Below are 25730 nucleotides of genomic sequence, written 5' to 3'. Positions count from 1 at the left end.
TTGTGTGTTCTCAGCTCATGATAAACCGATCACGAGCCCCACGTACGACGCGCGTTATATGATCGACAATGGCCGCGACACTGCGCGTATCCTTGGTGTCCGGGTGCTGGAGCATCCAGTAATTGCGGGTGAAGCGGATTTCAGGCAGCAGGCGGACGAGGTCGGGGATGCCTTCGGTGGCATAGTCATGCAGGATGCCGATACCATATCCGTTGCGCACCGCCTCCATCTGGGCCACCACGCTGCCGCATTCAAATCGGCGTTTCATCAGCTTGCCAAGGCGGGCGGCGTAATCCAGCGCGCGGCTGTAAATCAGGTCTTCGATATGGGTGACAAACAGGCGGTCTGTCAGATCGGCCTCGGTTTTGACCGCACCAAAACGTTCGATGTAGGATTTGCTGGCATAGACACTGAGTGTGTAGTCGGTGAGTTTACTGATCACCAGGCGCCCTTGCTTGGGGCGATCCAGCGTGATGGCGATATCGGCTTCGCGTTGCGATAGCGAGAATGTGCGCGGCAGCGGGACAAGCTGGATCACAAGATCAGGATGATTGGAGGCAAAGTGAGCCAACTCACTTGCCAGAAAATAGTTGCCCAATCCATCGGGGACGCCAACGCGGACGGTGCCACTGATCAGTTCTGACTGGTTGGAAACGGCGGTGCCAGCGCGTAAAAAAGCCGACTCTGCTGCCTCTGCTGCCTGCATCAATTCCTGTCCGGCCGGGGTCAGGTCCGATCCAGTGGTGCGCCGTTCGATCAGTTTGGTGCCAAGTTCCTGCTCAAGCGCGGTCAGTTGGCGGCCCACCGTTGCGTGGTTCAGGCCAAGCTGCCGGGCAGCGGCAAGGATTTGGCCTTGGCGGGCAACAGCCAGAAAGATGCGGAAGCGATCCCAATCCATGGTGGGTGTGATCCTGTCATGACTTCAATTTTTGCACATCGAATTTGCGGAAATGATAATTGATGTGCATCCCTGTGCATAGTCATAATGGGTGCAGGTTATTAAGGGGGAAGACCCCCACTTATATTAAGATCGTCCCACTGATCATCAGGTTTATCGGGAGAAACCCAATGGCAACCCAACTTACCCATTACATCAACGGCAAACGCGTTGCCGGTAACTCCGGCCGCTCAGTACCGGTTTTCAATCCGGCGACAGGCGCACAGAGTGCAACGGTTGATCTGGCATCGAAGGCCGAGGTCCGCGCCGCTGTTGAATCCGCGTCCGCCGTTGCCGCCGAATGGGCCGCAACCACGCCGCTGCGCCGTGCGCGTATTCTCAACAAGTTCCTTGGCATCCTCGAAGAGCGTTCCGAAGAACTGGCTGCCGCCATCACGGCCGAGCATGGCAAGGTTCTGTCCGATGCGCTGGGTGAAGTCACCCGCGGGATCGAGGTTGTAGAGTTTGCCACCGGCGCGCCGCAGCTGCTTAAGGGTGAGTTCACCGAAAATGTCGGCACCAAGGTGGATAGCCATTCCATCCGTCAGCCGCTGGGCATCGTTGCCGGTATCACGCCGTTCAACTTCCCGGCCATGGTGCCGATGTGGATGTTCCCGGTCGCCCTTGCGTGCGGTAACTGCTTTATCCTGAAACCGTCGGAACGTGATCCGTCTGCCTCCCTTCTGCTGGCCGAATGGCTGACCGAAGCCGGTCTTCCCGATGGCGTGTTCAACGTTGTTCAGGGCGACAAGGAAGCAGTGGATGCGCTTTTGTTTGATCCGGATGTTTCGGCCATCAGCTTTGTTGGATCGACCCCGATTGCCAAATACATCTATGAAACCGCAACCGCGCAGGGCAAACGTTGTCAGGCCCTTGGTGGGGCGAAAAACCACATGATCATCATGCCCGATGCCGATATGGATCAGGCGGTCGATGCCCTGATGGGGGCGGCGTACGGTTCGGCCGGCGAGCGTTGCATGGCAATCTCGGTTGCTGTGCCGGTCGGCAAGGAAACCGCCGATACCCTGATCGAAAAACTGGTTCCGCGCATCAATGAACTGCGCGTGGCACCGGGTATTGATCCGGCGGCCGAAATGGGCCCGCTTGTGACCGCAGCGCACCGTGACAAGGTTGTCGACTATATCAACAAGGGTGTCGAAGAAGGTGCCAAGCTGGTGGTTGATGGCCGTGACATCAAGCTTCAGGGCTATGAAGATGGCTACTTCGTCGGTGGTACGCTGTTTGATGACGTCACCCCGGATATGAGCATCTACAAGGAAGAGATCTTTGGCCCGGTTCTGTCGGTTGTGCGTACCGATGATTTCGAAACCGCTGCCAACCTTGTTGATGACCACGAATATGGCAATGGTACCGCGATCTTCACCCGCGATGGTGATACCGCCCGTGAATTTGCCGCACGCACACAGACCGGTATGGTTGGCATCAACGTGCCGATCCCGGTCCCGATGGCCTTCCATTCGTTCGGTGGCTGGAAAGCATCGCTGTTTGGCGACCATCACATGCATGGCCCGGAAGGTGTTCGCTTCTATACCAAGCTTAAAACCATCACCACCCGCTGGCCGACCGGCATTCGCAAGGGTGCTGAGTTCGTCATGCCGACCATGAAATAAGTATTGCGATCATCGTAATACCAAAGGGCGCGCAAGGATTGCTTTGCGCGCCCTTTTTGTGTCTGAAGGAATTTGTATTAGCTGCCAAAGGATGCCGGTTTGGCGGGCTTGATGGCCTCCATGATGGTGCCGGGGATGAAAACGCGGAACGTTGCCCCGCGTCCCGCAGGGCTTTCGGCCCATATCTTGCCCTGACAATGTTCGACAACATGCTTGGCGATTGCGAGGCCAAGGCCAGAGCCGGATGGCTTGGGTTTGTCATCGGCGTATTTGCCGCCGCGCGAAAACTTGTCAAAGATGATTTCAAGCTCGTTCGGGGCAACGCCCTTGCCGTTATCGGTGATCGAAACCAGATAGCCGCCATCCATGGCTTCCCCGCGCACCGATACTTCGGGGTGATCAGGGGCAGAGAACTTGGCGGCGTTCGATAGCAGATTGATGAAGACCTGCGTCAGGCGATCGCGGTCAACATGCAACAAAGCCGAATTGCGCGAATATTCCTTGGTCAGAACAACACCCTTGGCATCAAACAGGCCTTTGACCGCATCAATGCTTTCATCAAGCACCGTGCGCGGATCAACTTCGACCGCGCGCCAATCGGAATGACCGGCTTCAAGACGGGCAAGGTCAAGATGATCATCAATCAGGCGGGTCAGGCGTTCGCTTTCCCGGACAATGATTTCAAGGAAGTGATCGGCTTGTTTCGGATCAAGGTTCGGGGAGTCGACCAGAATTTCGGAAAACGAACGGATCGAGGTCAGTGGCGTTCTGAATTCATGACTGACCATGGTCAGGAATTCATCCTTGAGCCGGTCCAGTTCCTTGAGCCGTTCGTTGGCCGCACGCAGTTCCGCCGCAGCTTTTTCAAGTTCGCGCGACTTGGTTTCAAGGCGCTGGGAATATTCGATGACGTGTGAGGTTTCTTCGAGAATCTCAAGCACTTCATCAAGGCTGACCATTTCGCCCTTGGCGACAGATGATACCATCACACGGGCCGATGCCGCCCCGATTGAGCCTGCCAGAAGCCGTTCGGTAAAGGCAATCATGTCGGCATCGGCTTCGCCCTTGCCCCGCCAGGATGGATCAATGCTTTGATCAAACTGGCGGAACGACTGATAGGCACGATCCCGGCCCAAAAACCGTTCGACCAGTTCATAGAGATCATTGGCCGAGGCCGATGACCGCCAGATCACGGTGTCCTGCCCCTTGCGGGAAAAGGCATCGACAAACAGGGTGGCCTGAATGCGTTCAAGTGCGCTTGGTTCGGTAAACAGACTGATCAGAACATAGGCCGCTGTATTGAGTGAAATCGACCAGATCAGCGCATGGGTCAGGGGTGCAAAATCCGTCAAACCAAACAGGCTTTCGGGGCGCAACCACGGATGGCCAAACGCACCGTTCAGAATAAGCGACGGATCCATCCAGCCACTATCGGCAAGCGATGGCAGCAAAAGGGTATAGCCCCAAACGGCAAAGCCGAGGGTCAGTGCCACCTGCGCGCCGGTGCGCGTGCCACCCTTCCAGTAAAGCCCGCCAATCATGATCGGGATGAACTGGGCAATGGCGGCAAAGGAAATCAGACCAATTTCGGCCAGTGCATCACTGGCCCCGGCGGACCGGTAATAGGCAAAGCCCATAAACACCACGACGACGATGGACGCACGCCGGATAAAGATCAGAAGCCCGGTCAGATCATCGCGTTCGGTCAGACGCAGCGGGCGAATGCGCAAAAGTGCGGGCACAATCAGGTCGTTACAAACCATGGTCGAAAGCGCGATGGTGGCAACAATCACCATGCTGGTACTGGCCGACAGGCCACCGACATAGGCGAGTAACGCCAGCATCGATTGGTCTTCAAACAGCGGCACGGAAATTACAAAGAAGTCCGGGTCCGACCAGACCGGAAGGGCACCCAGCCCCGCCAGTGCAATCGGCAGAACAAAAAGGTTCATCGCCAGCAAATAAAGCGGGAAGGCCCAGCTTGCGGTGGCAAGGTGACGTTCATCGACATTTTCAACAATGATCACCTGAAACTGGCGCGGCAGGCACAGGATGGCCGCCATCGAAAGCATCATAAGCGTCAGCCAGCGCGAACTGCCCCCTTCGGGCAGCATCAGAAGCTTTGCCGTATCGGCGTTTTCGGCAGATTGGGCAAACAGGTCGCCAAGCCCGTCATACATCACAAACGAGACAAAGAAACCGACGGCCAAAAGGGCAAACAGCTTGACCAGACTTTCAAAGGCGATGGCGGCCACCATGCCTTCGTGATGTTCGTCAGCATCAATGAAGCGCGTGCCAAATAGAATGCCAAACAGGGTCAGGCCAACCGCGGCCCAAAAGCCGCTATCGGAAAAGATGCTGACTGTTTCGCGGACCGGTTCGACCATGCCAAATTCCCAGCCGGTCAGCACGGTGTAACTGGTGGCAATCGCCTTGAGCTGAAGTGCGATATAGGGCGTGGTGCCGATCACCGCGATCAGGGTCACAAGGACCGAAAGCTGCGTGCTTTTGCCATAGCGTGACGAGATAAAGTCAGCAATCGAGGTAATGCGATGGGCCTTGGAAATGCGCAGCATCTTGCGCAACAAAAACCACCAGCCGAGAAAGATCACGGTCGGGCCCAGATAAATCGTCAGATACTCAAGCCCGTTGCGCGCGGCTGTTCCGACCGCGCCATAAAACGTCCATGACGTGCAATATACCGCGATGGACAAGGTATAGACCGTCGGGTTGCGGACCCAGGAATGGCCATCTCGCGCACGTTTGTCGCCCCACCATGCAATCGCATACAGCAGGCCGACATAAATCAGGGACACAAGGATGACCAGTTCCGAGGAAAGCATGGGCTATTTCCTCTCGATCTGGGCGGCACTGCGAAGCGCACGTGTCAGAACGGCACACAGCGCAATCAGGATAGCCCATCCGGCAAAGAAATAGACAAACAGGATCGGCAGGCCAAGGATCGTGCCATCAAGCGAAAACATCCCCACAATCGGCGGCAGCCAGATAAACAGCGCCACCAGCATCAGAACAAGGGCGCGCTCGGTAAGTTTGCGTGGTGGTGTGATGGGGGCCTCCTGCGCATTGATTGGGAACGCAAACGCGCCTGTCAGTTTTCCGCACGTTCCAGCAGGGCTTTGACCCGGGACACAACATCGCGTGTGGAAAACGGCTTGGTGACAAAGTCATCCACGCCAAGTTCAAGCCCCTTGCGGCGGTCCACTTCTCGGGTTTTGGCAGTCAGCATCATGATGGGCATTTGTCGGGTGTTGGGGTCGTTACGCGCTGCGCGCACGACTTCAAACCCGTCGCAAACGGGCATCATGACATCAAGTAAAACCATGTCCGGAATATCGCGCGCAATCATCGAAATCGCCGTACGGCCATCCGTTGCGACACTGACGTCATAGCCTTCCTTTTCCATCAGAAAGCTGAGTGATTCGACAATGGTTTCCTCGTCTTCGGCAATCAAGACCTTTGGTCTCTCATTCAAGGACGTTCTCCCCGATTTTTTGGATTTTTATATTCCCAATCCTAACGACTTACGGGCTGAATGATAATGCTACTTTGGGGTGGTATAGATAAGACGTTGCTTGAAAGCTCTCATCGGATCATTTTTTGGCGGTTTTCGGCGTGCCATCGGCCATTTCATAGGCTCGCTGTGCGCAATCATCGCGCGGGCACTGGCGGCATGAAATCCCGACCGGCACCGCAGATTCAGGACGATCAAGCGATAATCGGTCGCCATAAACCACATCATTTGAAAAGGCGGTGTCGCAGCCGATCATCACCGAATGAACCGAGCGCGGAACACCATATCCCCCCGCCCCGGACCGCAAGGCACGCGCGACAAACAGAAATTCACTGCCATCGGGCAGGCGGACAAATTGCGGAATGACCCGTTCGGGCGCGGTATAGGCTTCATGCACCACCCAACGCGGGCAGGCCCCGCCATAACGCGGCAATTGCAGGCCCGATGCCGAGAACCGTTTGGAAATGTTTCCGGCGATGTCGGTGCGCACCAAGTGGAACGGAATGCCCTCGGCCCCCGGGCGGCGCAGGGTCGTCAGGCGGTGGCAGATCTGTTCCCAGCTTGCCGCGTAGCGTTGCTGCAAAAGTTCGATGTCATGGCGCATCCTGCGCGCATCATCCAAAAACAGGTCATAGGGAAACAGCAGTGCGGCGGCGGTATAGGATATCAATGCCTCGGATGCGCGCACCCGTCCGGCTTTGCTGCCAATCTGGGCGCGATCCAATATCTCATTGATCGCGTCGGCGGCCTCAAGCCGGCAAATGGTGCGCGCCGCCTGAAAACGCGCCGAGGTGATCGGAAGGGCGCGGGAAATGCGCAAGGTATTACTCTTGGCATCCCACTGATAGCCGCTTGTCAGGAAGTCCTCGGATGGACGGCGTTCGATCCGGGTGTTGTGGGTGTCTTCCAGATAATTGATCAGATCGGTCAGATAAAGCCCGCCATCAGGATCAATCACCGGGCGCATCGTGTTGGCGTGGTCTTCAAGGGCAGGGAAGTGGTTGGCATTGTCATACAGCAGATCATCAACTTCCTCGGCCGGGCTGGCGGCCGGGCGACCGGCCTCGCCACGTTCAAGAAAGTTGAAAATCTCGGTCGCGGATTCGGCAAGGCGCTGGGATTCGCGCACCAGTGTCGCGTTAAAGCGTGCCCGCTGGTCGCGTGACAGATCATCATAATCATCGAAAATCTCGGCCACTGTTCGTATCGAGGTAATCCGGGTCAGGATCGAATGGCTTGCCTCGGTCAGGAAAGGGTCATGGCTGAGCCGTTCGGACAGCGCGTCAATATCATCAAGACCACTGCGATAGGCGCGATACAGCGACAAGAATGCGGTGATCATGCCCGGTGAAGCCGCAATCATGGCGGGGAATTCGCGGCTTTCGACCGGGGTGGTGCGAAAGACCGGGTCGGATGCGACTTCGGCCAGATCCGAAAGCAACCGGCTTTCCTCGGACCCTGACAGGCTATGAGGATGAATTTCCAGTGCCTCGGCAATCCGCATCAACAACCCGCCACCAATCGAGCGGCGGTTATGTTCGATCAGATTAAGGTAGGACGCCGAGATACCCGCAGCCTTCGCCAGGGCATTCTGGGTCATCCCGATGTCTTTTCGCCGTCCGCGAATGCGGTGTCCGATGGGGGCCTGACGCGCCATACTAAAGTCTTACCTGTTGACAGAATTTACTAATTTTCACAAAGCTCATCTATATATTTACAAAAAAGTTCTTTTATATCAACTAGGTGTTGATTCATTTTCAGATGATCCTCATTGTTTTGTCAGGTCGATAAAAAAACGAACCAAAAAACAGGCCTCAGATTTCTCTGAAACAGATCCCAAGACATTGGGGAGGAAAACCATGTCGGAGACTAAGCTTATCGGAAATGTATCTCGTCGTACGATCCTGAAGGGATCCGCGGCAACCACGGGTGCAGCCCTCATCGGCGGCACTTTCCCGATGCATTTTATCAAGAACGCGCATGCCCAGACCTTCCGGGGTGATCCGGGCAGTGCTGCCAGCGTCAAACTCGGTTTCAACGTGCCGCAGACCGGCCCGTATGCCGATGAGGGTGCTGACGAATTGCGTGCCTATCAGCTTGCGGTCAAGCACATCAACGGCGAAGGCGACGGCGGTATGCTCAATACCATCAAGCCGCTTGAGCTCAAGGGTAACGGCATCCTCGGCAAGAAAGTCGAGTTCGTGACCGGTGATACCCAGACCAAGTCCGATGCTGCGCGTGCTTCTGCCAAGCGTATGATTGAAAAAGACAATGTGGCGATGGTCACCGGTGGTTCGTCCTCTGGTGTGGCGATTGCCGTGCAGGGTCTTTGCCAGGAAATGGGCGTCATCTTCATGGCGGGTCTGACCCACTCGAACGACACCACCGGTAAAGACAAAAAGCGTTATGGCTTCCGCCACTTCTTCAACGCTTACATGTCCGGTCAGGCGATCGCGCCGGTTCTGCTCGACGAGTATGGCGCAGAACGCCGCGCCTATCACCTGACGGCCGATTACACCTGGGGCTGGACCCAGGAAGAATCGATCAAGGCCGCGACCGAGAATATCGGTTGGGAAACCGTCAACACGGTGCGCACCCCGGTTGGTGCGGGTGACTTCTCCCAGTACATCACCCCGGTTCTGAACTCTGGCGCAGATGTCCTGATCCTGAACCACTATGGTAAGGACATGGTCAACTCCCTGACCCAGGCCGTTCAGTTCGGTCTGCGTGACAAGCAGGTGAATGGCAAGAACTTCGAAATCGTTGTTCCGCTTTATTCTCGCCTGATGGCGCAGGGTGCTGGCGAAGCTGCAAAAGGTATCCTTGGGACCACCAACTGGCACTGGTCGCTTCAGGATGCCGGTTCGCAGGCCTTCGTGAAATCGTTCGGTCAGGAATACGGCTTCCCGCCGTCCCAGGCTGCACATACCTGCTACGTCCAGACGCTGCTTTATGCAAACGCCTGCGAAATGGCCGGTACGTTCGCACCTTGGGAAGTCATCAAACAGCTCGAAGGCTTCGAGTTCGATGGCGCGGGCAATGGCCCGACCCTGTACCGTGCAGAAGACCATCAGTGCTTCAAGGATGTTCTGGTCGTGCGTGGTAAAGAAAACCCGCAGTCCAACTTCGACCTTCTTGAAGTCGTCAAGGAAGTGCCGCGGTCACAGGTCGAGTATCCGGCCGACATGTTCGGCGGTGAACTGGGTCCGTATCAAGTCTGATGCACCCAAATTGATGCAAGCAGGGCCGGCCATCTCCCAATGGTCGGCCCGTTTGCCCTCTGGCCTCGGCCTGTACGACTTTTGACTAAGTCCCTTACGAATACGCGGCGGATATCTGATGGACGCTATATTTCTTCAAATCCTGAATGGTCTGGACAAGGGCGGTGCTTATGCACTGATTGCGCTTGGCCTGACCCTGGTGTTCGGCACGCTTGGCGTGGTGAACTTCGCGCATGGTGCCATCTTCATGATGGGCGCATTTTGCGCGGTAACTCTCGAAAAACTTTTGACCCTTTCGGTCAAGGTCAAGGATGAGTCGGTTACCTTCTTTGACGCCTACAAGGAAACGCCCTACCTCGAACTGTGGTTTGGCGATACCGGCACGGCGATCATTGACTGGTCGGTACCGTTATCGATCATTCTGGCAATACCGGTGATGTTGCTCATCGGCATTGTCATGGAACGCTCCCTCATCCGGCATTTCTACAAGCGTCCTCACGCCGAACAGATTCTTGTGACCTTTGGTCTGGCCATCGTGCTTCAGGAATTGGTCAAGGCCGCCTTTGGCGCAAACCCGATCCCGCAGGGCGCACCGGATATCGTTTCCGGATCTGCTGCCGTTGGTGCGATCTTTGGTCTGGGCGAAGCGGTGGTTTATCCGTGGTGGCGTCTGATTTATCTGGCGTTCTCGCTGATCACCATTGGTCTTGTGTTCTCGTTCCTGCATTTCACCACCTACGGGATGGTGGTGCGCGCCGGGATGGCCGACCGCGAAACGGTCGAACTTCTGGGCATCAATATTGAACGTCGCTTTACGATTGTGTTTGGCATCGCGGCCGTGGTCGCGGGTCTGGCAGGCGTGATGTACACGCCGGTTCTGCCCCCGGATTACCATCTGGGCATGGACTTCCTGGTACTGTCATTTGTCGTGGTTGTTGTGGGTGGCATGGGCTCCTTGCCCGGTGCGGTGGCCGCTGGCTTCCTGCTGGGGATCTTGCAGTCCTTCTCGTCCATGACCGAGGTAAAAGACATCTTCCCGGGCATTGACCAGATCATCATCTACCTTGTTGCCGTCGTCATTCTGCTGACCCGTCCGCGTGGTCTGTTGGGACGCCGGGGCGTGATGGAGAGCTAATAATGTCAAATACAAAAATCGTCTCGCCCAAGAAAGATATGATCTTTATGGCCATCCTGTCGGTCGTGGTCCTGACCATGCCGATCTGGTTGCAACCCTTCGGGGCGGCCTATCCTGACCTGATGCAGAAGTTCATGATCTTTGGCATCTTTGCCATCGGCTATAACATCCTGTTTGGCCTGACCGGCTATCTGTCCTTTGGTCACGCAGCCTTTCTGGGTGTGGGGTCTTACACCGCCGTCTGGTCGTTCAAGCTGCTGTCGATGAACGTTATTCCGGCCATGATCTTTGGCACGGTGCTGTCGGGGCTGTTTGCGCTCGCGATCGGCTTTGTGTCGTTGCGTCGTTCGGGGATTTACTTCTCGATCCTGACACTGGCCTTTGCGCAGATGTCCTATAACCTCGCCTATTCGGTTCTGACCCCGATCACCAATGGTGAAACCGGGCTTCAGCTTGAACAGGCCGACCCGCGCGTTCTGGATCGGATGTCGGGCATCGTCGATGACGGATCGCTTCCGACCCCGAACCTGTTCGGGATCGAGGGGATCGGTTATTCCGGCTTCTATATCTGTGCCGCCCTGATGCTGATTTCGTTCTTCATTTATCTGCGCATCTTCCGCTCACCGTTCGGGCTTAAGCTGCGTGCGATCAAGTCGAACCAGAACCGTATGGGCTATACCGGGTTCAGTACCCGTCCATACCTGATGACTGCCTTCGTCATTTCGGGGATGTATGCGGGTCTTGCCGGTTCGCTTCTGGCGGTAACCGATCCGCTGGCCGGGGCCGAGCGCATGCAATGGACCGCATCGGGCGAGGTCGTTCTGATCACGATCCTTGGCGGTGTCGGTACGCTGATTGGTCCGCTTCTGGGCGCTGGTATCATCAAGTATTTCGAGAACATCTTCTCGGCCTTTAACGATACCGTGTTGCTGAATGCGTTTTCCTTCCTGCCCGATTGGCTGGCCCATCCGGTGGCATCGGTGGTCGGTCTGTTTGTCGGCGAAGGTTGGCACCTGACCCTTGGTCTTGTCTTCATGCTGATCGTGATCTTCCTGCCCGGTGGCATCATGGAAGGTATCACGCGCCTGACGCGCCTGGTTACCAAACGTGACAAGGCCGAGCCGAAGTCCGAAGCCCACGAAACCAAAGAAAAAGAACAAACATCGGCGGGGGAGGTCTGATCCATGTCCGAATACATTCTTGACGTCACCGACGTCGACAAGAACTTTGGCGGTCTGCAGGCGCTTTCCGATATCAACCTTCGGGTCAAGGAAGGCACCGTGCACGCGATCATCGGGCCAAACGGGGCTGGCAAATCGACATTGCTGAACGTGATTGTTGGGCGCTTGGCACCAAGCCGCGGTCGTGTGTTGCTTGGCGATCAGGTTCTGACCGGCAAGGAACCGCACGAGATCAACCAGCTTGGTGTCGCGCGTGTTTTCCAGACGCCGGAAATCTTCCCGGAACTGTCGCTTTTGCAAAACGTGATGGTTCCGGCCTTTGCCAAGCGCGAAGGCATTTTCAAGATGAACTTCCTCAGCAGCCTGTTTGCGGAAAAAGAAGTCCGCGAACATGCCGAACACCTTCTTGAAGATGTCGGCTTGCTTCAGCACAAGGATCATCTTGCCGGTTCGATGTCGCGTGGTGACAAACGTCGTCTTGAACTTGCCATGTGTCTTGGCCAGCAGCCGAAACTATTCCTGCTGGATGAACCGACCGCTGGCATGTCGCGCCATGACACCAACCGCACGATTGATTTGCTCAAACGGATCAAGGAGCGCGGCATGACCAAGGTGATCATTGAACACGACATGCATGTTGTCTTCAGTCTTGCCGATCGCATCAGCGTCTTGGCCCAGGGTGCCATCATTTGTGAAGGCACGCCGGAAGAAGTACGTAACGACCCACGGGTCAAGGAAGCCTATCTCGGAGGGGAAACGGTATGAACGCTTTGCCAAAACAGGAACCCGTCCGTAAACAGGGTGGAGATCCGGCGTTTTTCTCGGTCTATGACATCCACGCCTATTACGGCGAAAGCTATATCGTTCAGGGGCTTTCCTTTGACGTCCGCGAGGGCGAAATTCTGGCCCTTCTCGGTCGTAACGGGGCGGGCAAGACATCGACACTCCGCACGCTCGCCCGCATGGGTGACCCGGAACTCAAGCATGGTGAAATCTGGCTTGATCACCAGCCATTGCATGAAATGAAGGCATGGCAGGCCGCCCGTCTGGGTCTGCAACTTGTGCCCGAAGATCGGCGCATCATTCCGGGCATGACGGTTCAGCAGAACCTTGAACTGGCTCAGATTGCCGAACCGCATGGCTGGTCGATCCAGCGCATCTATGAACTGTTCCCGCGCCTTGGTGAAAGGGCGGAACAGGAAGCCATCACCCTTTCCGGTGGCGAACAGCAGATGCTGGCGATCGGGCGTGCACTGGCCCGTGACATCAAGCTTTTGCTGCTCGATGAACCGTATGAAGGCCTGGCACCGGTCATTGTTCAGGAAATTGAAAAGACCCTGCAAAACGTCAAGAAGCTCGGCATTACGACGATTATTGTCGAGCAGAATGCAATTGCAGCCCTGAAACTGGCCGACCGCGCGATTATAATGGATAGCGGCGAGATCGTCTTTGACGGCACCGCGCAGGCTGTTCTCGATAACGAGGAACTGCGCGATCAGTACCTTGCCATCTAGTTTCTGATACAGGGGGGCGTCACCGAAACTTTTTTGTAAGGGGAGTTTCGGGACAGGTAAGGCCGTGCCTTCGGGGCGCGGTCTTTTCCCTTTTTATGGCTTGAACGTGACGCAGTCTAAAGATCCGGATCGACGGCAAGCCCCTCGAAATCCTTCAGCACATTCAGAACAATCGATGTCTTCACATGCTGGACCGAGTCATGGGGCAACAGCACCTCATTGACGAAATGCGAAAGTGCGGCCAGATCCTTGGTCGCGACCTTAAGGTGGTAATCCATCTCCCCGGTCAGCGAAAACGCCTCCAACACTTCGGGCAGATCGGCCAACAGTCTGGCAAACCGTTTGGCATTGTCGCGGTTATGGGTGGCAAGTGTCACCGAAATTACCACCAGCAAACCCATGCCCATCTTTTGCCGGTCAATATCGGCACGGTATCCGCGAATGACCTTGTCGTCTTCAAGGCGCGCACGGCGGCGCGAACATTGTGATGCCGAAAGGCCGATGCGTTCTGACAAATCATTGTTTGTCAGACGACCATCCTTTTGCAGTTCCGCCAACAGTTTAAGGTCCAGTCGGTCCAGTTGCATGTTTCACGCGCCAAATGATTATTTAATGCATGATGTATGCAAAGAATTCCGAAAAGCAAGCGTAAATGCACGCACGTTGCACGCGGTTTGGCGCACGATTGGGACATAACAAGAATTCGAATAATTCCAATCATTCGAATGTGCCAATCAAAGGAGACTTCCGATGGGTCCGTTCCCGCATGATGCCCCGCGCGCAACCATTAGCGATGAAAACCCGGCCGGAACCGACGGGTTCGAGTTCGTCGAATTCGCCCATGAAGACGCCGACAAACTGGAAACCCTGTTTACCCGCATGGGATACAGCCCGGTTGCCAAACACAAAACCAAAAACATCACCGTCTGGCGCCAGGGCGATATCAACTACATCCTCAATGCCGAGCCATCCTCGCATGGCATGAAATTCGTTGAGAAACATGGCCCTTGTGCACCGTCCATGGCATGGCGCGTTGTGGATGCCAAGCATGCCTTTGATCATGCGGTGTCAAAGGGGGCAGAACCCTATGAGGGTGATGACAAGACGCTTGATGTCCCGGCCATCGTCGGCATTGGCGGGTCGTTGCTGTATTTCGTCGATAAATATGGTGAAACCGGTTCGGCCTATGACGCGGAATTTGACTGGCTGGGCGAACGCGATCCGAAACCCGAAGGGGTTGGTTTCTATTACCTCGATCACCTGACCCATAACGTTTATCGCGGCAATATGGATAAATGGTGGGACTTCTATCGCGACCTGTTTGGTTTCAAGCAAATCCACTTCTTTGACATTGCCGGTAAAATCACTGGTCTGGTCAGCCGCGCGATCACATCCCCCTGTGGCAAGATCCGCATTCCGCTCAATGAATCGACCGACGACAAAAGCCAGATCGAAGAATACCTGCGCAAATACAAGGGCGAGGGCATTCAGCATATCGCGGTCGGCACGGATGGCATCTATGACGCCACCGACAAGCTTGCCGCCAATGACCTGAAATTCATGCCCGGCCCGCCGGAAACCTATTACGAGAAATCGCATGAACGCGTGCACGGCCATAATGAGCCGATTGAACGCATGAAAACCCACGGCATCCTGATCGATGGCGAAGGTGTGGTTGACGGTGGCACGACCAAGATTTTGCTTCAGATCTTCTCGAAAACCGTGATCGGCCCGATCTTCTTTGAGTTTATTCAGCGCAAAGGCGACGAAGGCTTTGGCGAGGGCAACTTCCGCGCCCTGTTTGAAAGCATCGAAGAAGACCAGATCCGCCGCGGCGTGTTGAAGGTTGATGCCGCCGAATAATGATTGGCGATGGATTTTGCAAAAGCCCGGATGACATCACTCCGGGCTTTTGCTTTTGGTGCCGCTAGGCCGACAGCGTCTTTTCAAAATAAACCCGCTTGAAGCCGTCTTCCGTGCGTCGGTCTGTTTCGACATAACCAAGATGCGAGTAAATCGATAAATTCGCCGACATTTTTTCATTGGTATAAAGACGGACACACGAAAACCCTTGCTGCCGTGCGGTGTCCTCGCAGACGGCCATCAGGCGTTTGCCAATACCACGCCCATTTAGCGCGGGCGTAACCGCGATGTTTTCAAGCATCATGGTCGTGTCATCATCCGGGTAAAAAACAACAAAACCAACCGGCCGGTCGTCGTCATCGGTTGCGACATGAATGTGTCCGGCACTTATTTGTGCCGCAAAATCGGCGGTCATTGGGGCCGGCTTTCGCCCGATCACAGCAACATATTGCTGATAAGCCGAGATGGCGCACTCGCGGATGGCGGTTTCATCACTGGGTTTTGCGGGGCGGATCATGTGCTTTCCAATCAGTTACGCCACCATAATTTCTTATGGTGGCGTTTGGGAATCAATGTGTTTTGATCGTTTCAGCTTGCTGTCCTGAAATCAAGATGCCGTCGCTAGTAGGCACCAAATCCCAGCATATGCGGCAACCACAAAACCAGCCCCGGGATTGCGATCATCAGGATCACCCGCACAAAGTCAGCCGCCAGAAATGGCAGGATACCGCGCGCAAGCGTCGTGATCTTCATGTCCGGTGAAACGCCCTGAATGATAAACAGGTTCATGCCAATTGGCGGGGTGATCAGGCCGATTTCGACAACCGATACCAGAACAACACCAAACCAGATCGGGTCATAGCCAACCCCGGTAATCACGCCATAGGCCGGAACCACGGTCAGAAGGATCATGGACAGGCTATCCATGAAGCACCCCAGCACGACATAAAACACCAGAAGGGCGATCAAAACGACAAGTGGCGAATAGCCCTGTGTGGTAATCCAGTCGACCAAGGTCTGGGTCAGTCCGCTGGTTTCAATGAAGAAATTGAAAAGTGCTGCCCCCACCAGAATAAGGAAAATCATCCCGGTCATGCCGGCCGTTTCGCGAATACCGGTGCGCAAAACGCTCCAGGTAAGGCGTTTGCGCATAAAGGCAAACAGCAACGCCGCCCCCGCACCAACGGCCGCGGCCTCGGTCGGGGAAAACAGGCCGGCATAAATCCCGCCAATCACCAAGGCGATCAAAAGGACCGCATCCCACATTTGCAACAACGCGCCCCAGCGTTGCGACCAAGGCACATAGGTGCTGACCGGCGCAAGCGACGGATCGCGCATCACCTGAATACGGATGGAGGCAATGTAAAGAACCGTCGCCAACAGACCCGGGATCATCGCACCGGCAAACAGCGCGCCAATCGATTGTTCGGTCATCAGCGCGTAAATCACCAGCAGGATCGATGGCGGAATGAGAACGCCCAGTGTACCGCCCGCCGCAATCGATGCCCCGGCAAGGCTTTTGGCATAGCCGCGTTGACGCATTTCAGGAAGTGCTACCCGCCCCATGGTCGCACAGGTCGCAAGCGACGATCCGCAAATGGCGCCAAACACCGCACTGGCCCCGATGCTTGATGCGGCAAGTCCGCCTGGACGATGTCCGGAAAAGGCCGTAATGCCGCGAAACAGGTTGCTTGAAAGGCCGGAGTGTGAGGCGAACACGCCCATGAAAATAAACAGTGGCACCACCGAAAGGCCATAGGGGAAGATCGCCTCAAACGGCAGGCTTGCCATGACATAGCTTGCCGACATCCAGTCGGTCAAAAGCAGCGTTCCGACAATACCAACCACCGCCATCGCAACAGCAACCGGTACACGCAACAGGGCCAGTGCCAGTGCAGCAACAAACCCGATCAATCCCGCCCATTCCGTCGCCATCAGTTATTCTCGTTCGTTAAAAGCATTTTCAGAAAATGGACAAGACAGACCACTGTCGATATCGCCATGCCGCTGAGAAGGAAGGCCCAGAACAGGATCATCGGGATCTCAAGGTTCTGCGACACGTCGCCATAGCTCCATTGTTCCATCGCGCGTCCCCATGACAGGTAAAACAGGAACGCCATCAACCCGGCACACAGAAGCGGGATCAGGGTGTCGATGATGCGAAACAGGAAGCGAAGATGGTTCTTGCCGACCAGGTCGACCGTGACATGGGCATGGGCGCTAAACGCATAGGGGATCGCCCAGGATGCCGCCGCCATGACACAAAACTGGGTCAGGTCAACCGCACCCACCATCGATTGGCCGCCAATGCGGCGCCAGATGATGTCGACAACCACAATGGCAATCGCACCGATCAGGGCGGCCATGCCGACAAACGCCAGAATGTCGGTCAGTTTGTTCATAAAGCGGTCAGTGCGGTGAACCGCGGCATAAAGCCGCGATCCACCGAAGTTTTCAGTCGGTTGGGTCATTTGTCGCCAGCGTGATATTTGGCATCAAATTCCGCGATAAGTTCCTGCGCGCGCGCATAGATGGCTTCGGGGTCTGAGACGCCTTTTTCCTTCAGGCTGGCAAGGTATTCCTTGATCATCGGCTGGGATGCTTCCTGCCATTCCGCACGGGTGGCGTCATCAATCGTGATGATTTCATTGCCGTGTTTTTCCGCATCAGCCCTGCCAACGGCTTCCCATTTATCCCACCAGTCGCCGAATTTCCCGACAAGGACATCGCCGGAAATTTCGTCAATTGCGGCCTGCACGTCGTCGGGCAGGTTGTCATATTTTTTCTGGTTCATGACGAAATAGAAGCCGGCGGTATAGGCCGCGGCATCGGTGTGATATTTCAAAAGTTCATTGGCCTTGACCGCATTGACCAGATCCCAGCTGGCAACCAGACCTTCGATATTGCCTTTTTCAAGGTTTTCGTAGATGGCCGAGGGCGGCAGGCCGACCGGGGATGCCCCAAAGGATTCCAGCATTGCCGAAATCGCCGGGCTTGGTGTGCGAAGGCGCAGGCCCTTGAGGTCATCAAGCGATCTGACCGGTGTATCAAGGGTGTGGATCAGGCCACCCGGATGGGTAAACAGGCCAAGGACCTTGAAGTCCTGATAGTCACTGCCAAGAAGGCCTTCCTTGTAAAGCTGCCACAGGGTTTCCGACCCGGAATCGGCATATTTCACCAAAAACGGCAGTTCAATCACCGAGGCAGCCGGATAACGGTCACGCGGAATGCCATTCAGGCCCACGGCCATATCCATAACGCCCGCGCGTACCTGATCGGCCTGACGGTCGATTTTGCCAAAGGCCGACGTGGCGTCATAGATCTCGACTTCGACTTTGCCGCCGGTTTTTTCCGACAGTTGCTGTCCCCAGCTTTCAAGGAAGTCTTTCTGGAAGCCATGGCTTGGCGGCAGATAGTGACTGACTTTAAGGGTGATGTCGGCCGCATGCGCGATACCGGCACCGGCCAGAATGGTTGCGCCGGTCATAAGACCAAGCAGCGTTTTACGAAGATTAGGATGTTTCACGGATGTCTCCCTATTTTTTTAAGTCGTTCATTTGATCTTGCGTCTGACCAGCTTCGGGCCAAGCGATTGCTGTGCAGTTGCCATCAGCCTGTGCGTGTCTGGGATGGCAGTCTGGGATCGCGCCTGGAATGCTGTTTTTTCTTTGAATTGGAATTATGATATATATAATCAATTACGCAATATGAAATTTATGCAGGTAAATTTTGACCAAAGCCTCGCCCAAAAATATCCCGGATAGCGAAACCGAACATGACGTCGCCGACGTGGTTGATGCCGCTGACAAGCGTAAAGGCATCCAGTCGGTCGAGGTCAGTGGCGTCATTATTGCCGCCTTGTGCGATTTCAAATTCCCGGTTCCGCTAAAGGACCTTGCAGACGCGGTTTCTATGCCCGCGGCAAAGGTGCATCGCTATCTTGCCAGTCTGGTACGCATCGGCCTTGCCTGGCAGGATGACCAGACGGGACTGTATGGTCTTGGCCCGATGGCGTTGCGCATGGGTGTTTCGGCGATTGAACGCAATGATGTGGTGATGCGCGCCGGTCGGTTGTTACGCAATCTGGCGATTGATTTGCGATCATCGGGGCATCTGGCGATCTGGGGGGAACGTGGCCCGGTTTTGATCCGCACCGAACATGGTGGCCCGCCGATCATATCGACCATGGGGCTTGGCACGGTGATGCCGCTTTTGCGCTCTGCAACCGGGCAGGCCTTTTTGGCCAGTATGCCGCGCAGCGCAATCGAACATGTCATTTCGGCCGAACAGGATATCCTGCATTGGGATGATGCCACGGTGGACCGGTTGATTGCCGACACCAAACAACGTGGGGCGGCTGTGATCGAAGGCGATATCGTGCCCGGTTTATCGGCAATCAGTGCGCCGGTTTATAATCTTGACGGGGCGGTGGCCTGTTGCGTCACGCTGATGAACCCCAACGCCAATTACTTCCAGCCCGGCCAGGCGGCGTTCGATGTGTTTACCCGTGCCATTGCCGATTTCACGCAAAGTTGGGGTGGCACGCCGCGCACGGAATCTGATCAGGCTTAGGGTGCCGGGATCACAGGTCGTTAAACCGTTTCAGGAGGTCTGAAAGACGTTTGAATTCATCTTCGCCCAGAAAATCGCGCACTTTCCGGTTATAGGCGACGCCCGCCTCACACAGTGACGTGAAGGCCGATTTTCCCTGCGCAGTCAGGTCAAGGCGATGCACACGGCGATCATTTTCATCCTGAAAACGTTTCAGCCAACGCCGTTTTTCGATGGAAAAGACAGCCCGTGAAACCTTGGTTTTATGCAGTCCGGTATGGGTCGCGATTTCGGTCGCGGTTAAGGCGCCATACTGGCCGAGTGTCGCCAGAACCCGCCATTCGGACCGCGTCATCCGGTATCGGTCGCGATAGATATCGCGAAAGCCAAGGCTGAGCTTTTCGCTGGCATGATGCATCAGAAATGGCAGGAAACTGTGAAGATCGAATTCGGATTTCATTGGCTTCAAAAGGCTGTTTGATAGTTACAAAAATTACAGTTACGAATGTAACTATATCAAAGATTGGGAGGAAAAAGGCAATGACGGATCATAATGAGCCGACCAAAAATGCCAAAAAAGGTGGTGCCAACGATCTGCGTTACATGCCCGGTTTCGGCAATGATTTTGAAACCGAAAGTCTTCCGGGTGCGTTGCCCCAAGGGCAAAACAGCCCGCAAAAATGCGCCTATGGGCTTTATGCCGAACAGCTTTCAGGATCGCCTTTCACCGCGCCCCGCGGCACCAATGAACGGTCCTGGCTGTATCGCATTCGCCCCAGTGTGAAACATAACGGGCGCTTTGCCGCCCTTGATCGACCGCTTTGGAAAACTGCCCCGTGCCTGAATGATCACAGCCTTGCGCTGGGTCAGTTGCGCTGGGATCCGGTGCCGATGCCAAAGGATGCGGTTGATTTCATTTCGGGCATGCGCACGGTCACGACCGCGGGCGATGCCATGACCCAGACCGGCATGGCGAGCCATGTCTATGTTTGCAACACCGACATGGTCGATGACTATTTCTTCAATGCCGATGGCGAACTTCTGATCGTGCCCGAAAGTGGCACGCTTCGCATTTTTACCGAACTTGGCATGATGGATGTCGCCCCGCTTGAAATCGCACTTATTCCACGCGGCATGCTGTTTAAGGTCAGCATCCTTGAGGCCGGGATTGATGGCGGTGCACGTGGTTATGTCTGTGAAAACTATGGCGCCAAATTCACCCTGCCCGAACGCGGTCCGATCGGGGCCAACTGCCTTGCCAATCCGCGTGACTTCAAAACACCTGTCGCCGCCTATGAGGACAAGGAAACCCCGTGTCGGGTGTTGGTCAAATGGTGCGGGCAGTTCCACGTGACCGAAATCGGCCATTCGCCGCTTGATGTTGTGGCATGGCATGGCAACTACACACCGTTCAAATATGATCTTCGGACCTTCTCGCCAGTCGGTGCGATCCTGTTTGATCATCCCGATCCGTCGATCTTTACCGTGCTGACCGCACCGACGGACGAGGCCGGCACCGCCAATGTTGATTTCGTGATCTTCCCGCCGCGCTGGATGGTGGCTGAAAATACCTTCCGCCCGCCCTGGTATCACCGCAACATTATGTCGGAATTCATGGGCCTGATTTGCGGCCAGTATGACGCCAAGGAAGAGGGCTTTGTCCCCGGCGGCATGAGCCTGCATAACATGATGCTGGCCCACGGGCCGGATGCCCACGGGTTTGACAAGGCATCGAACGCCGAACTCGGGCCGCAAAAACTTGATGGCACCATGGCCTTCATGTTCGAGACCCGCTATCCGCAGCAACTGACGAAATTCGCAGCCGAACTGGAAACGCTTCAGGACGATTATCTTGATTGCTGGTCGGGGCTGGAACGCAAGTTCGATGGCACGCCAGAAGGTCGCCCGTAACCGCGACCCCAAAAAGAAATCACTCAGGACTTAACGAAAAGAATGCCGGAGGCACAAAACCAATGAAACTCGCCACCCTTAAAAATGGTACCCGCGACGGCCAGCTTGTGCTGGTTTCCAAGGACCTGTCGGAATATGTCGATGCCAGCGCGATTGCGCCAACCCTTCAGGCTGCACTTGATAACTGGGCCGATATTGCACCGCGTCTTCAGGATCTGGCAGGCGATGTCGAAGCCGGATCAGGTCCGGCCAAACGCGTTGCATTTGATCAGACCAAGGCACATTCACCCTTGCCGCGCGCGTTCCAGTGGGCCGATGGATCGGCCTATGTCAATCACGTTGAACTGGTTCGCAAGGCCCGCGGTGCCGAAATGCCGCAAAGCTTCTGGACCGATCCGCTGATGTATCAGGGCGGGTCTGACAGCTTCCTTGGCCCGCGGGATGATATCCTGATGGGCGACACCGCCTGGGGCATCGACATGGAAGGCGAAATTGCCGTCATCACCGATGATGTGCCGATGGGGGCCACCCTTGATCAGGCGCGTGATGCCATCCGTTTGATCATGCTGGTCAATGATGTGTCGCTGCGTGGTTTGATCCCCGGCGAACTGGCCAAAGGATTTGGCTTTTTCCAGTCCAAACCATCTTCGGCATTCTCCCCGGTTGCTGTGACCCCGGATGAATTGGGCGATGCCTGGGATGGTGGTAAACTTCATTTGCCGCTTTGTGTCGATCTTAATGGCAAGCCGTTCGGGCGCGCCAATGCCGGGATCGATATGACCTTTGATTTTGCCCAGCTTGTGGCCCACGCCGCACGCACCCGTCCGCTCTGCGCCGGATCGATCATCGGGTCGGGCACGGTATCAAACAAGCTGGATGGTGGACCGGGTAAACCGGTTGCCGCGGGTGGTGCGGGCTATTCCTGCATTGCTGAAATCCGCATGATTGAAACCATCGAAAATGGTTCGGCGGTAACGCCCTTCCTGCAATTTGGCGACAGCGTCAAAATCGAAATGCTTGATGCCAAAGGCCAGTCGATCTTTGGTGCGATTGAACAAACTGTCCGCCAATACAAACCATAAGGCCCCCACCATGAGCGAGATCGTTTTATATGACTATTGGCGATCCTCGGCCAGTTATCGCGTGCGGATTGCGCTGGGGTTGCTCAACCTTCCCTACCGGACGGTGCCGGTTGACCTGCTGGCTGGCAGCCACAAAATCGGCGAACACTTGGTGCGCAATCCGCAAGGCCTCGTCCCCGCCCTTGAAATCGATGGGGTCATGATGACCCAGTCGGTGTCGATTATCGAATATCTTGATGAAACCCGGCCGGGGCAGGGGCTTTTGCCGAGCGAAACGCTTGCCCGCCAACGGGTACGTGCACTTTCGCATGCGATTGCCATGGATACCCATCCGGTCTGTAATCTGGGTGTGGTGCGCCATGTGATGGATATTGCCGAGGCCCATGGTGATGACGCCGATGCCGCACGACAGGAATGGATGGCGAAATATATCGGATCGGGCTTGGCCGGGTTTGAAGCCATGCTTGCCGGTGACGGGGGCGGCAACCATGGCGATTTCTGCCACGGAGACCGCCCGTCCATGGCCGATATCTGCCTGATCCCGCAGCTTTATAACGCCCGCCGCTGGAATGTGAGCTTTGCTCACCTTCCGCGAATTTGCGCCATAGAACAACGCTGTAACGCCATTGCGGCCTTCGCCAACGCCCACCCGGATCAGTGCCCGCGCTAGGTCAAGCGAACGAAGACTCTAAACGCCAATCGCCTTTCCGTCACTGCGTGGATCATGCGCACCTTCGACAAAGCCATCCTCGTCAATGCGAATGATCCCTGCCTGACCGGCCAGCGCACTTTGCGGTTCAATGGCGCGCAGGACATGACCGCGCGCGGCGAGTTCGTCAAACACCTCATCCCCGGCATCGACTTCAAGTTTCAGGCTGTCATTGGTGTCTGAAAATGTCTTGCCCAGCAGGAAGCGCGGTTTGGCGAGTGCGTCCGTCGGCGACAGGCCGAAATCAAGCAGTCGGGTGAGCAGCATGGCAAGGGTTTGCGGCTGTCCATCGGCTCCTTGCGTGCCATACAGCAAATGCGGTTTGCCACCCTTAAGCGCCATACCGGGATTAAGCGTATAGAACGGAAGCTTGCCCGGTGCGAAGGCATTCGGGTGGGCCTGATCGGTGCTGAATGCCGCCCCGCGGTTTTGCCAGACAATGCCGGTATCGCCCGCGACAACCCCGCTGCCCCAATCGAAGTAGGTGCTTTGCAAAACACTGGCGCAATTGCCATTGGCATCCTTGGCGGCCAGAAATACCGTATCGCCATGGCGGAAGGGATGCGGCCAATCAAGCGCCTTGGTGGGCGAGATGTCCTTGGCGTCTGCGGCCAGACTGGTGTGATCCAGAAGGGCCGTAAAATCAGTGCTGGTAAAATCGGGATCGGCGATCTGATCGCGTTTCAGGAATGCGCGTTTGATGGCCTCGACCACCAGATGGTAATGATCCGCCGTTCCCTCGGCCCAGTCCTTTTGCCCCAGTTCGCGCAAGACACCCATGGTCATCAGGGTTGCCAAACCTTGCGTCGGGGCGGGTGGGGCGAACAGGGTGACATCTCCATAATCAAGCGATACTGCATCGACTGTCCGGGTGCGGGTTTTCGCCATATCCGCCTTGGTGATCGGGGAGCCGACAGCAGACAGTCCTTTGACAATCTGGTCGGCCAGATCGCCTTCGTAAAAGTCGCGCGCACCAAATTCGGCAATGCGCTTAAGGCTGCTGGCCAGTTGTGGTTGACGGAAGATTTCACCGGCATGGGGCATGCGCGCATTCGGGGTGAAAATCTCCATGAAGCCCGGCCAGTTGGCGATTTCTTCCTTGCGGAAATCAAGCCAGAAGCATTGCGACGGGCTTATGGCAAAGCCGTGTTCCGCCAGATCAATCGCCGGAGTAATCAGCTCTGCCAAGCTTTTGCGCCCACCCCAGTGTTTTGCGGAGTGATCGAGCGCATGCTGCCAGGAACCCACCGTGCAGGCGGTCGTCAGGGTCGAGCCCGGACCGCGTAGCGGGATCGGTTTGTTGGCGGTAAAGGTCTCCGCACCGTTTTCAGCCGCCTGACCGATGCCGAGGAAAGATTGCACCTTGCCGCTTTTATCGGAAACCATCCAGACCGCATCGCCGCCAATGCCGCAGAAATGCGGATAGGTCACCGCCAGAACCGAGGCGGTGGCAACCACGGCCTCGATCGCGGTGCCGCCATCGCGCAGGACCTTGGCCCCGGCTTCGCTGGCTGCGGTGCTCGGGCTTGTGACCATGGCGCGGTATTTTGAGGCAGTCTGGTCTTCGGTCATCGGTATGGGTCTTTCAGCCAGGATGGTTGATTTCAAATGGTTTAGGGCTTTGCATGCATCGGTTGTGGCGAAATTGCATGCAATCCTTTATACAAGCGCAAGAGATAAACGGATCCAAACAAGAAACTCGGCGGGCAGGGATGAAAGCAGCGGACAAGGCAAAACATCGCACAGACATGATCAGTTCGGCATTGCGTTCGGCAATTCTCGAACGTGTTCTGATGCCCGGCATGAAGCTGCCCGAAGATTCCCTTGGCGAGCGTTTTGGCGTCAGCCGAACCCTTATTCGCCAGTCGCTTGAACGGCTTGCCGCCGAAGGGCTGGTCGAGTTGCGTCGAAACAAGGGCGCGATGGTCGCCAGACCCAGCCTTGAAGAAGCCCGCGATCTGTTTGAGCTCCGCACCCAGATCGAAGACCTTGTGATCAGCCGGGTGGTCAAGAATATGAGCCCGGAAATTCTTGGCGAGCTTGAAGCCCATCTGGCCAAGGAAGTCGAAGCCGAACACGCGTCCGAACCGATTTCGATCCGGCTTGCCACCGAATTCCACATCCTGCTGGCCCGCCTTGCCGGAAGCCCGGTTCTGCTGCGCTATGTCGAGGAAATCGGTTATCGCTGTGGTCTGACTCTGTCGCTTTATGCCCGCCCGCATTCGACCGATTGTGGCATTCAGGAACATCGCCAGATTATCGATGCCCTGGCCAAGGGGGACGAGGACACCGCGCGCAAATTGATGCGTCATCACCTGACCGCAGTTGCCGACCGGGCCTTGTTCCGGACCGAAGAAGGCGGGCCGCTTTTGTATCTTGATGCGCTTGAACCCTATGCCAAAAAGGTGCGCGACGGCGGGGCCTGAGGCAGGCCCCGCATCACGCGCAGTTTGACCCCCACGC

General features: G+C 56.0%; 24 protein-coding genes. 12 read left to right on the top strand and 12 right to left on the bottom strand.

Going from position 1 to position 25730, the window contains the following annotated elements; all coding sequences use genetic code 11:
* Nucleotides 1–10 precede the first annotated feature (10 nt).
* A complete protein-coding gene (locus tag AUQ41_RS14665; RefSeq protein WP_063089078.1) occupies nt 11–898 on the bottom strand; it encodes a LysR family transcriptional regulator in 888 nt (295 codons plus the stop codon).
* A gap of 170 nt (nt 899–1068) precedes the next feature.
* On the opposite strand from AUQ41_RS14665, the gene AUQ41_RS14660 reads away from it, so the two are divergent.
* Nucleotides 1069–2568: a CoA-acylating methylmalonate-semialdehyde dehydrogenase gene (locus AUQ41_RS14660; protein ID WP_063089077.1), complete on the top strand. Its 1500-nt coding sequence runs from the start codon at nt 1069–1071 to the stop codon at nt 2566–2568.
* 77 nt (nt 2569–2645) lie between these two features.
* On the opposite strand, the gene AUQ41_RS14655 is transcribed toward AUQ41_RS14660, so the two are convergent.
* The 4 genes from AUQ41_RS14655 to AUQ41_RS14640 form a co-directional block, all read right to left on the bottom strand.
* Entirely contained in the window at nt 2646–5411 is a 2766-nt protein-coding gene (locus tag AUQ41_RS14655; protein WP_063089076.1) for a sensor histidine kinase, read from the bottom strand.
* Between the two features lie 3 nt (nt 5412–5414).
* A complete protein-coding gene (locus tag AUQ41_RS14650; protein WP_063089075.1) occupies nt 5415–5594 on the bottom strand; it encodes a hypothetical protein in 180 nt (59 codons plus the stop codon).
* 83 nt (nt 5595–5677) lie between these two features.
* A complete protein-coding gene (locus AUQ41_RS14645) occupies nt 5678–6061 on the bottom strand; it encodes a response regulator transcription factor (protein ID WP_040823096.1) in 384 nt (127 codons plus the stop codon).
* Nucleotides 6062–6179: 118 nt separating this feature from the next.
* Entirely contained in the window at nt 6180–7757 is a 1578-nt protein-coding gene (locus AUQ41_RS14640; protein WP_063089074.1) for a helix-turn-helix domain-containing protein, read from the bottom strand.
* Between the two features lie 202 nt (nt 7758–7959).
* On the opposite strand from AUQ41_RS14640, the gene AUQ41_RS14635 reads away from it, so the two are divergent.
* From AUQ41_RS14635 to AUQ41_RS14615, 5 genes are all read left to right on the top strand, one after another.
* A complete protein-coding gene (locus AUQ41_RS14635) occupies nt 7960–9321 on the top strand; it encodes an ABC transporter substrate-binding protein (protein ID WP_082923636.1) in 1362 nt (453 codons plus the stop codon).
* A 118-nt stretch (nt 9322–9439) separates the two neighbouring features.
* Nucleotides 9440–10456: a branched-chain amino acid ABC transporter permease gene (locus AUQ41_RS14630; RefSeq protein ID WP_008889976.1), complete on the top strand. Its 1017-nt coding sequence runs from the start codon at nt 9440–9442 to the stop codon at nt 10454–10456.
* 2 nt (nt 10457–10458) lie between these two features.
* The gene (locus AUQ41_RS14625; RefSeq protein ID WP_063089073.1) at nt 10459–11637 is read left to right on the top strand and encodes a branched-chain amino acid ABC transporter permease; all 1179 of its coding nucleotides are present in this window, start codon (nt 10459–10461) and stop codon (nt 11635–11637) included.
* Between the two features lie 3 nt (nt 11638–11640).
* Nucleotides 11641–12402 carry an ABC transporter ATP-binding protein gene (locus AUQ41_RS14620; RefSeq protein ID WP_063089072.1) on the top strand — a complete coding sequence of 254 codons (762 nt, stop codon included), beginning with the start codon at nt 11641–11643 and terminating at the stop codon, nt 12400–12402.
* On the top strand, nt 12399–13151 hold the full coding sequence (locus AUQ41_RS14615; RefSeq protein WP_008889979.1) for an ABC transporter ATP-binding protein: 753 nt from the start codon (nt 12399–12401) through the stop codon (nt 13149–13151). The genes AUQ41_RS14620 and AUQ41_RS14615 overlap by 4 nt, the downstream gene beginning before the upstream one ends.
* Before the next feature lie 116 nt (nt 13152–13267).
* Here the strand turns inward: AUQ41_RS14615 and AUQ41_RS14610 are convergent, their stop codons facing one another.
* Nucleotides 13268–13738 (bottom strand): Lrp/AsnC family transcriptional regulator, encoded by a 471-nt coding sequence (locus tag AUQ41_RS14610; RefSeq protein ID WP_008889980.1) that lies wholly within the window; start codon nt 13736–13738, stop codon nt 13268–13270.
* Nucleotides 13739–13901: 163 nt separating this feature from the next.
* Here AUQ41_RS14610 and hppD point away from each other — a divergent pair, with 163 nt between their 5' ends.
* Complete coding sequence (gene hppD / locus AUQ41_RS14605) at nt 13902–15014, top strand: 4-hydroxyphenylpyruvate dioxygenase (protein ID WP_063089071.1); 1113 nt, start codon at nt 13902–13904, stop codon at nt 15012–15014.
* 64 nt (nt 15015–15078) lie between these two features.
* Here hppD and AUQ41_RS14600 read toward each other — a convergent pair whose 3' ends face one another.
* The 4 genes from AUQ41_RS14600 to AUQ41_RS14585 all read right to left on the bottom strand — a co-directional run bounded on the left by AUQ41_RS14600 (nt 15079) and on the right by AUQ41_RS14585 (nt 18540).
* The gene (locus AUQ41_RS14600; protein ID WP_198155641.1) at nt 15079–15531 is read right to left on the bottom strand and encodes a GNAT family N-acetyltransferase; all 453 of its coding nucleotides are present in this window, start codon (nt 15529–15531) and stop codon (nt 15079–15081) included.
* Between the two features lie 104 nt (nt 15532–15635).
* The gene (locus AUQ41_RS14595; RefSeq protein ID WP_063089069.1) at nt 15636–16949 is read right to left on the bottom strand and encodes a TRAP transporter large permease; all 1314 of its coding nucleotides are present in this window, start codon (nt 16947–16949) and stop codon (nt 15636–15638) included.
* The gene (locus tag AUQ41_RS14590; RefSeq protein WP_063089068.1) at nt 16949–17485 is read right to left on the bottom strand and encodes a TRAP transporter small permease; all 537 of its coding nucleotides are present in this window, start codon (nt 17483–17485) and stop codon (nt 16949–16951) included. The genes AUQ41_RS14595 and AUQ41_RS14590 overlap by 1 nt, the downstream gene beginning before the upstream one ends.
* On the bottom strand, nt 17482–18540 hold the full coding sequence (locus AUQ41_RS14585) for a TRAP transporter substrate-binding protein (protein ID WP_063089067.1): 1059 nt from the start codon (nt 18538–18540) through the stop codon (nt 17482–17484). The genes AUQ41_RS14590 and AUQ41_RS14585 overlap by 4 nt, the downstream gene beginning before the upstream one ends.
* Before the next feature lie 203 nt (nt 18541–18743).
* Between AUQ41_RS14585 and AUQ41_RS14580 the strand changes: the two genes are divergently transcribed.
* On the top strand, nt 18744–19586 hold the full coding sequence (locus AUQ41_RS14580) for an IclR family transcriptional regulator (protein ID WP_063089066.1): 843 nt from the start codon (nt 18744–18746) through the stop codon (nt 19584–19586).
* A 10-nt stretch (nt 19587–19596) separates the two neighbouring features.
* Here AUQ41_RS14580 and AUQ41_RS14575 read toward each other — a convergent pair whose 3' ends face one another.
* Nucleotides 19597–20025 carry a MarR family winged helix-turn-helix transcriptional regulator gene (locus tag AUQ41_RS14575; RefSeq protein WP_063089065.1) on the bottom strand — a complete coding sequence of 143 codons (429 nt, stop codon included), beginning with the start codon at nt 20023–20025 and terminating at the stop codon, nt 19597–19599.
* 80 nt (nt 20026–20105) lie between these two features.
* Between AUQ41_RS14575 and hmgA the strand changes: the two genes are divergently transcribed.
* The 3 genes from hmgA (at nt 20106) to maiA (ending at nt 23228) form a co-directional block, all read left to right on the top strand.
* Nucleotides 20106–21476, top strand: a complete 1371-nt coding sequence (hmgA, locus tag AUQ41_RS14570; protein WP_063089064.1) for a homogentisate 1,2-dioxygenase — start codon at nt 20106–20108, stop codon at nt 21474–21476.
* Nucleotides 21477–21538: 62 nt separating this feature from the next.
* Nucleotides 21539–22558 (top strand): fumarylacetoacetate hydrolase family protein, encoded by a 1020-nt coding sequence (locus tag AUQ41_RS14565; RefSeq protein WP_063089063.1) that lies wholly within the window; start codon nt 21539–21541, stop codon nt 22556–22558.
* A 10-nt stretch (nt 22559–22568) separates the two neighbouring features.
* Nucleotides 22569–23228, top strand: a complete 660-nt coding sequence (gene maiA, locus AUQ41_RS14560) for a maleylacetoacetate isomerase (protein ID WP_063089062.1) — start codon at nt 22569–22571, stop codon at nt 23226–23228.
* A gap of 18 nt (nt 23229–23246) precedes the next feature.
* Here maiA and AUQ41_RS14555 read toward each other — a convergent pair whose 3' ends face one another.
* Complete coding sequence (locus tag AUQ41_RS14555) at nt 23247–24839, bottom strand: gamma-glutamyltransferase family protein (RefSeq protein WP_083952870.1); 1593 nt, start codon at nt 24837–24839, stop codon at nt 23247–23249.
* Between the two features lie 140 nt (nt 24840–24979).
* On the opposite strand from AUQ41_RS14555, the gene AUQ41_RS14550 reads away from it, so the two are divergent.
* Nucleotides 24980–25693: a GntR family transcriptional regulator gene (locus AUQ41_RS14550; RefSeq protein WP_063089061.1), complete on the top strand. Its 714-nt coding sequence runs from the start codon at nt 24980–24982 to the stop codon at nt 25691–25693.
* Nucleotides 25694–25730 lie beyond the last annotated feature (37 nt).

This window comes from Thalassospira sp. MCCC 1A02898 (assembly GCF_001618185.1).
GTDB classification, from domain to species: Bacteria; Pseudomonadota; Alphaproteobacteria; order Rhodospirillales; family Thalassospiraceae; genus Thalassospira; species Thalassospira tepidiphila.
Note: the sequence above shows the minus strand (reverse complement) of the source record. Positions and strands in the feature narration are given on the sequence as shown.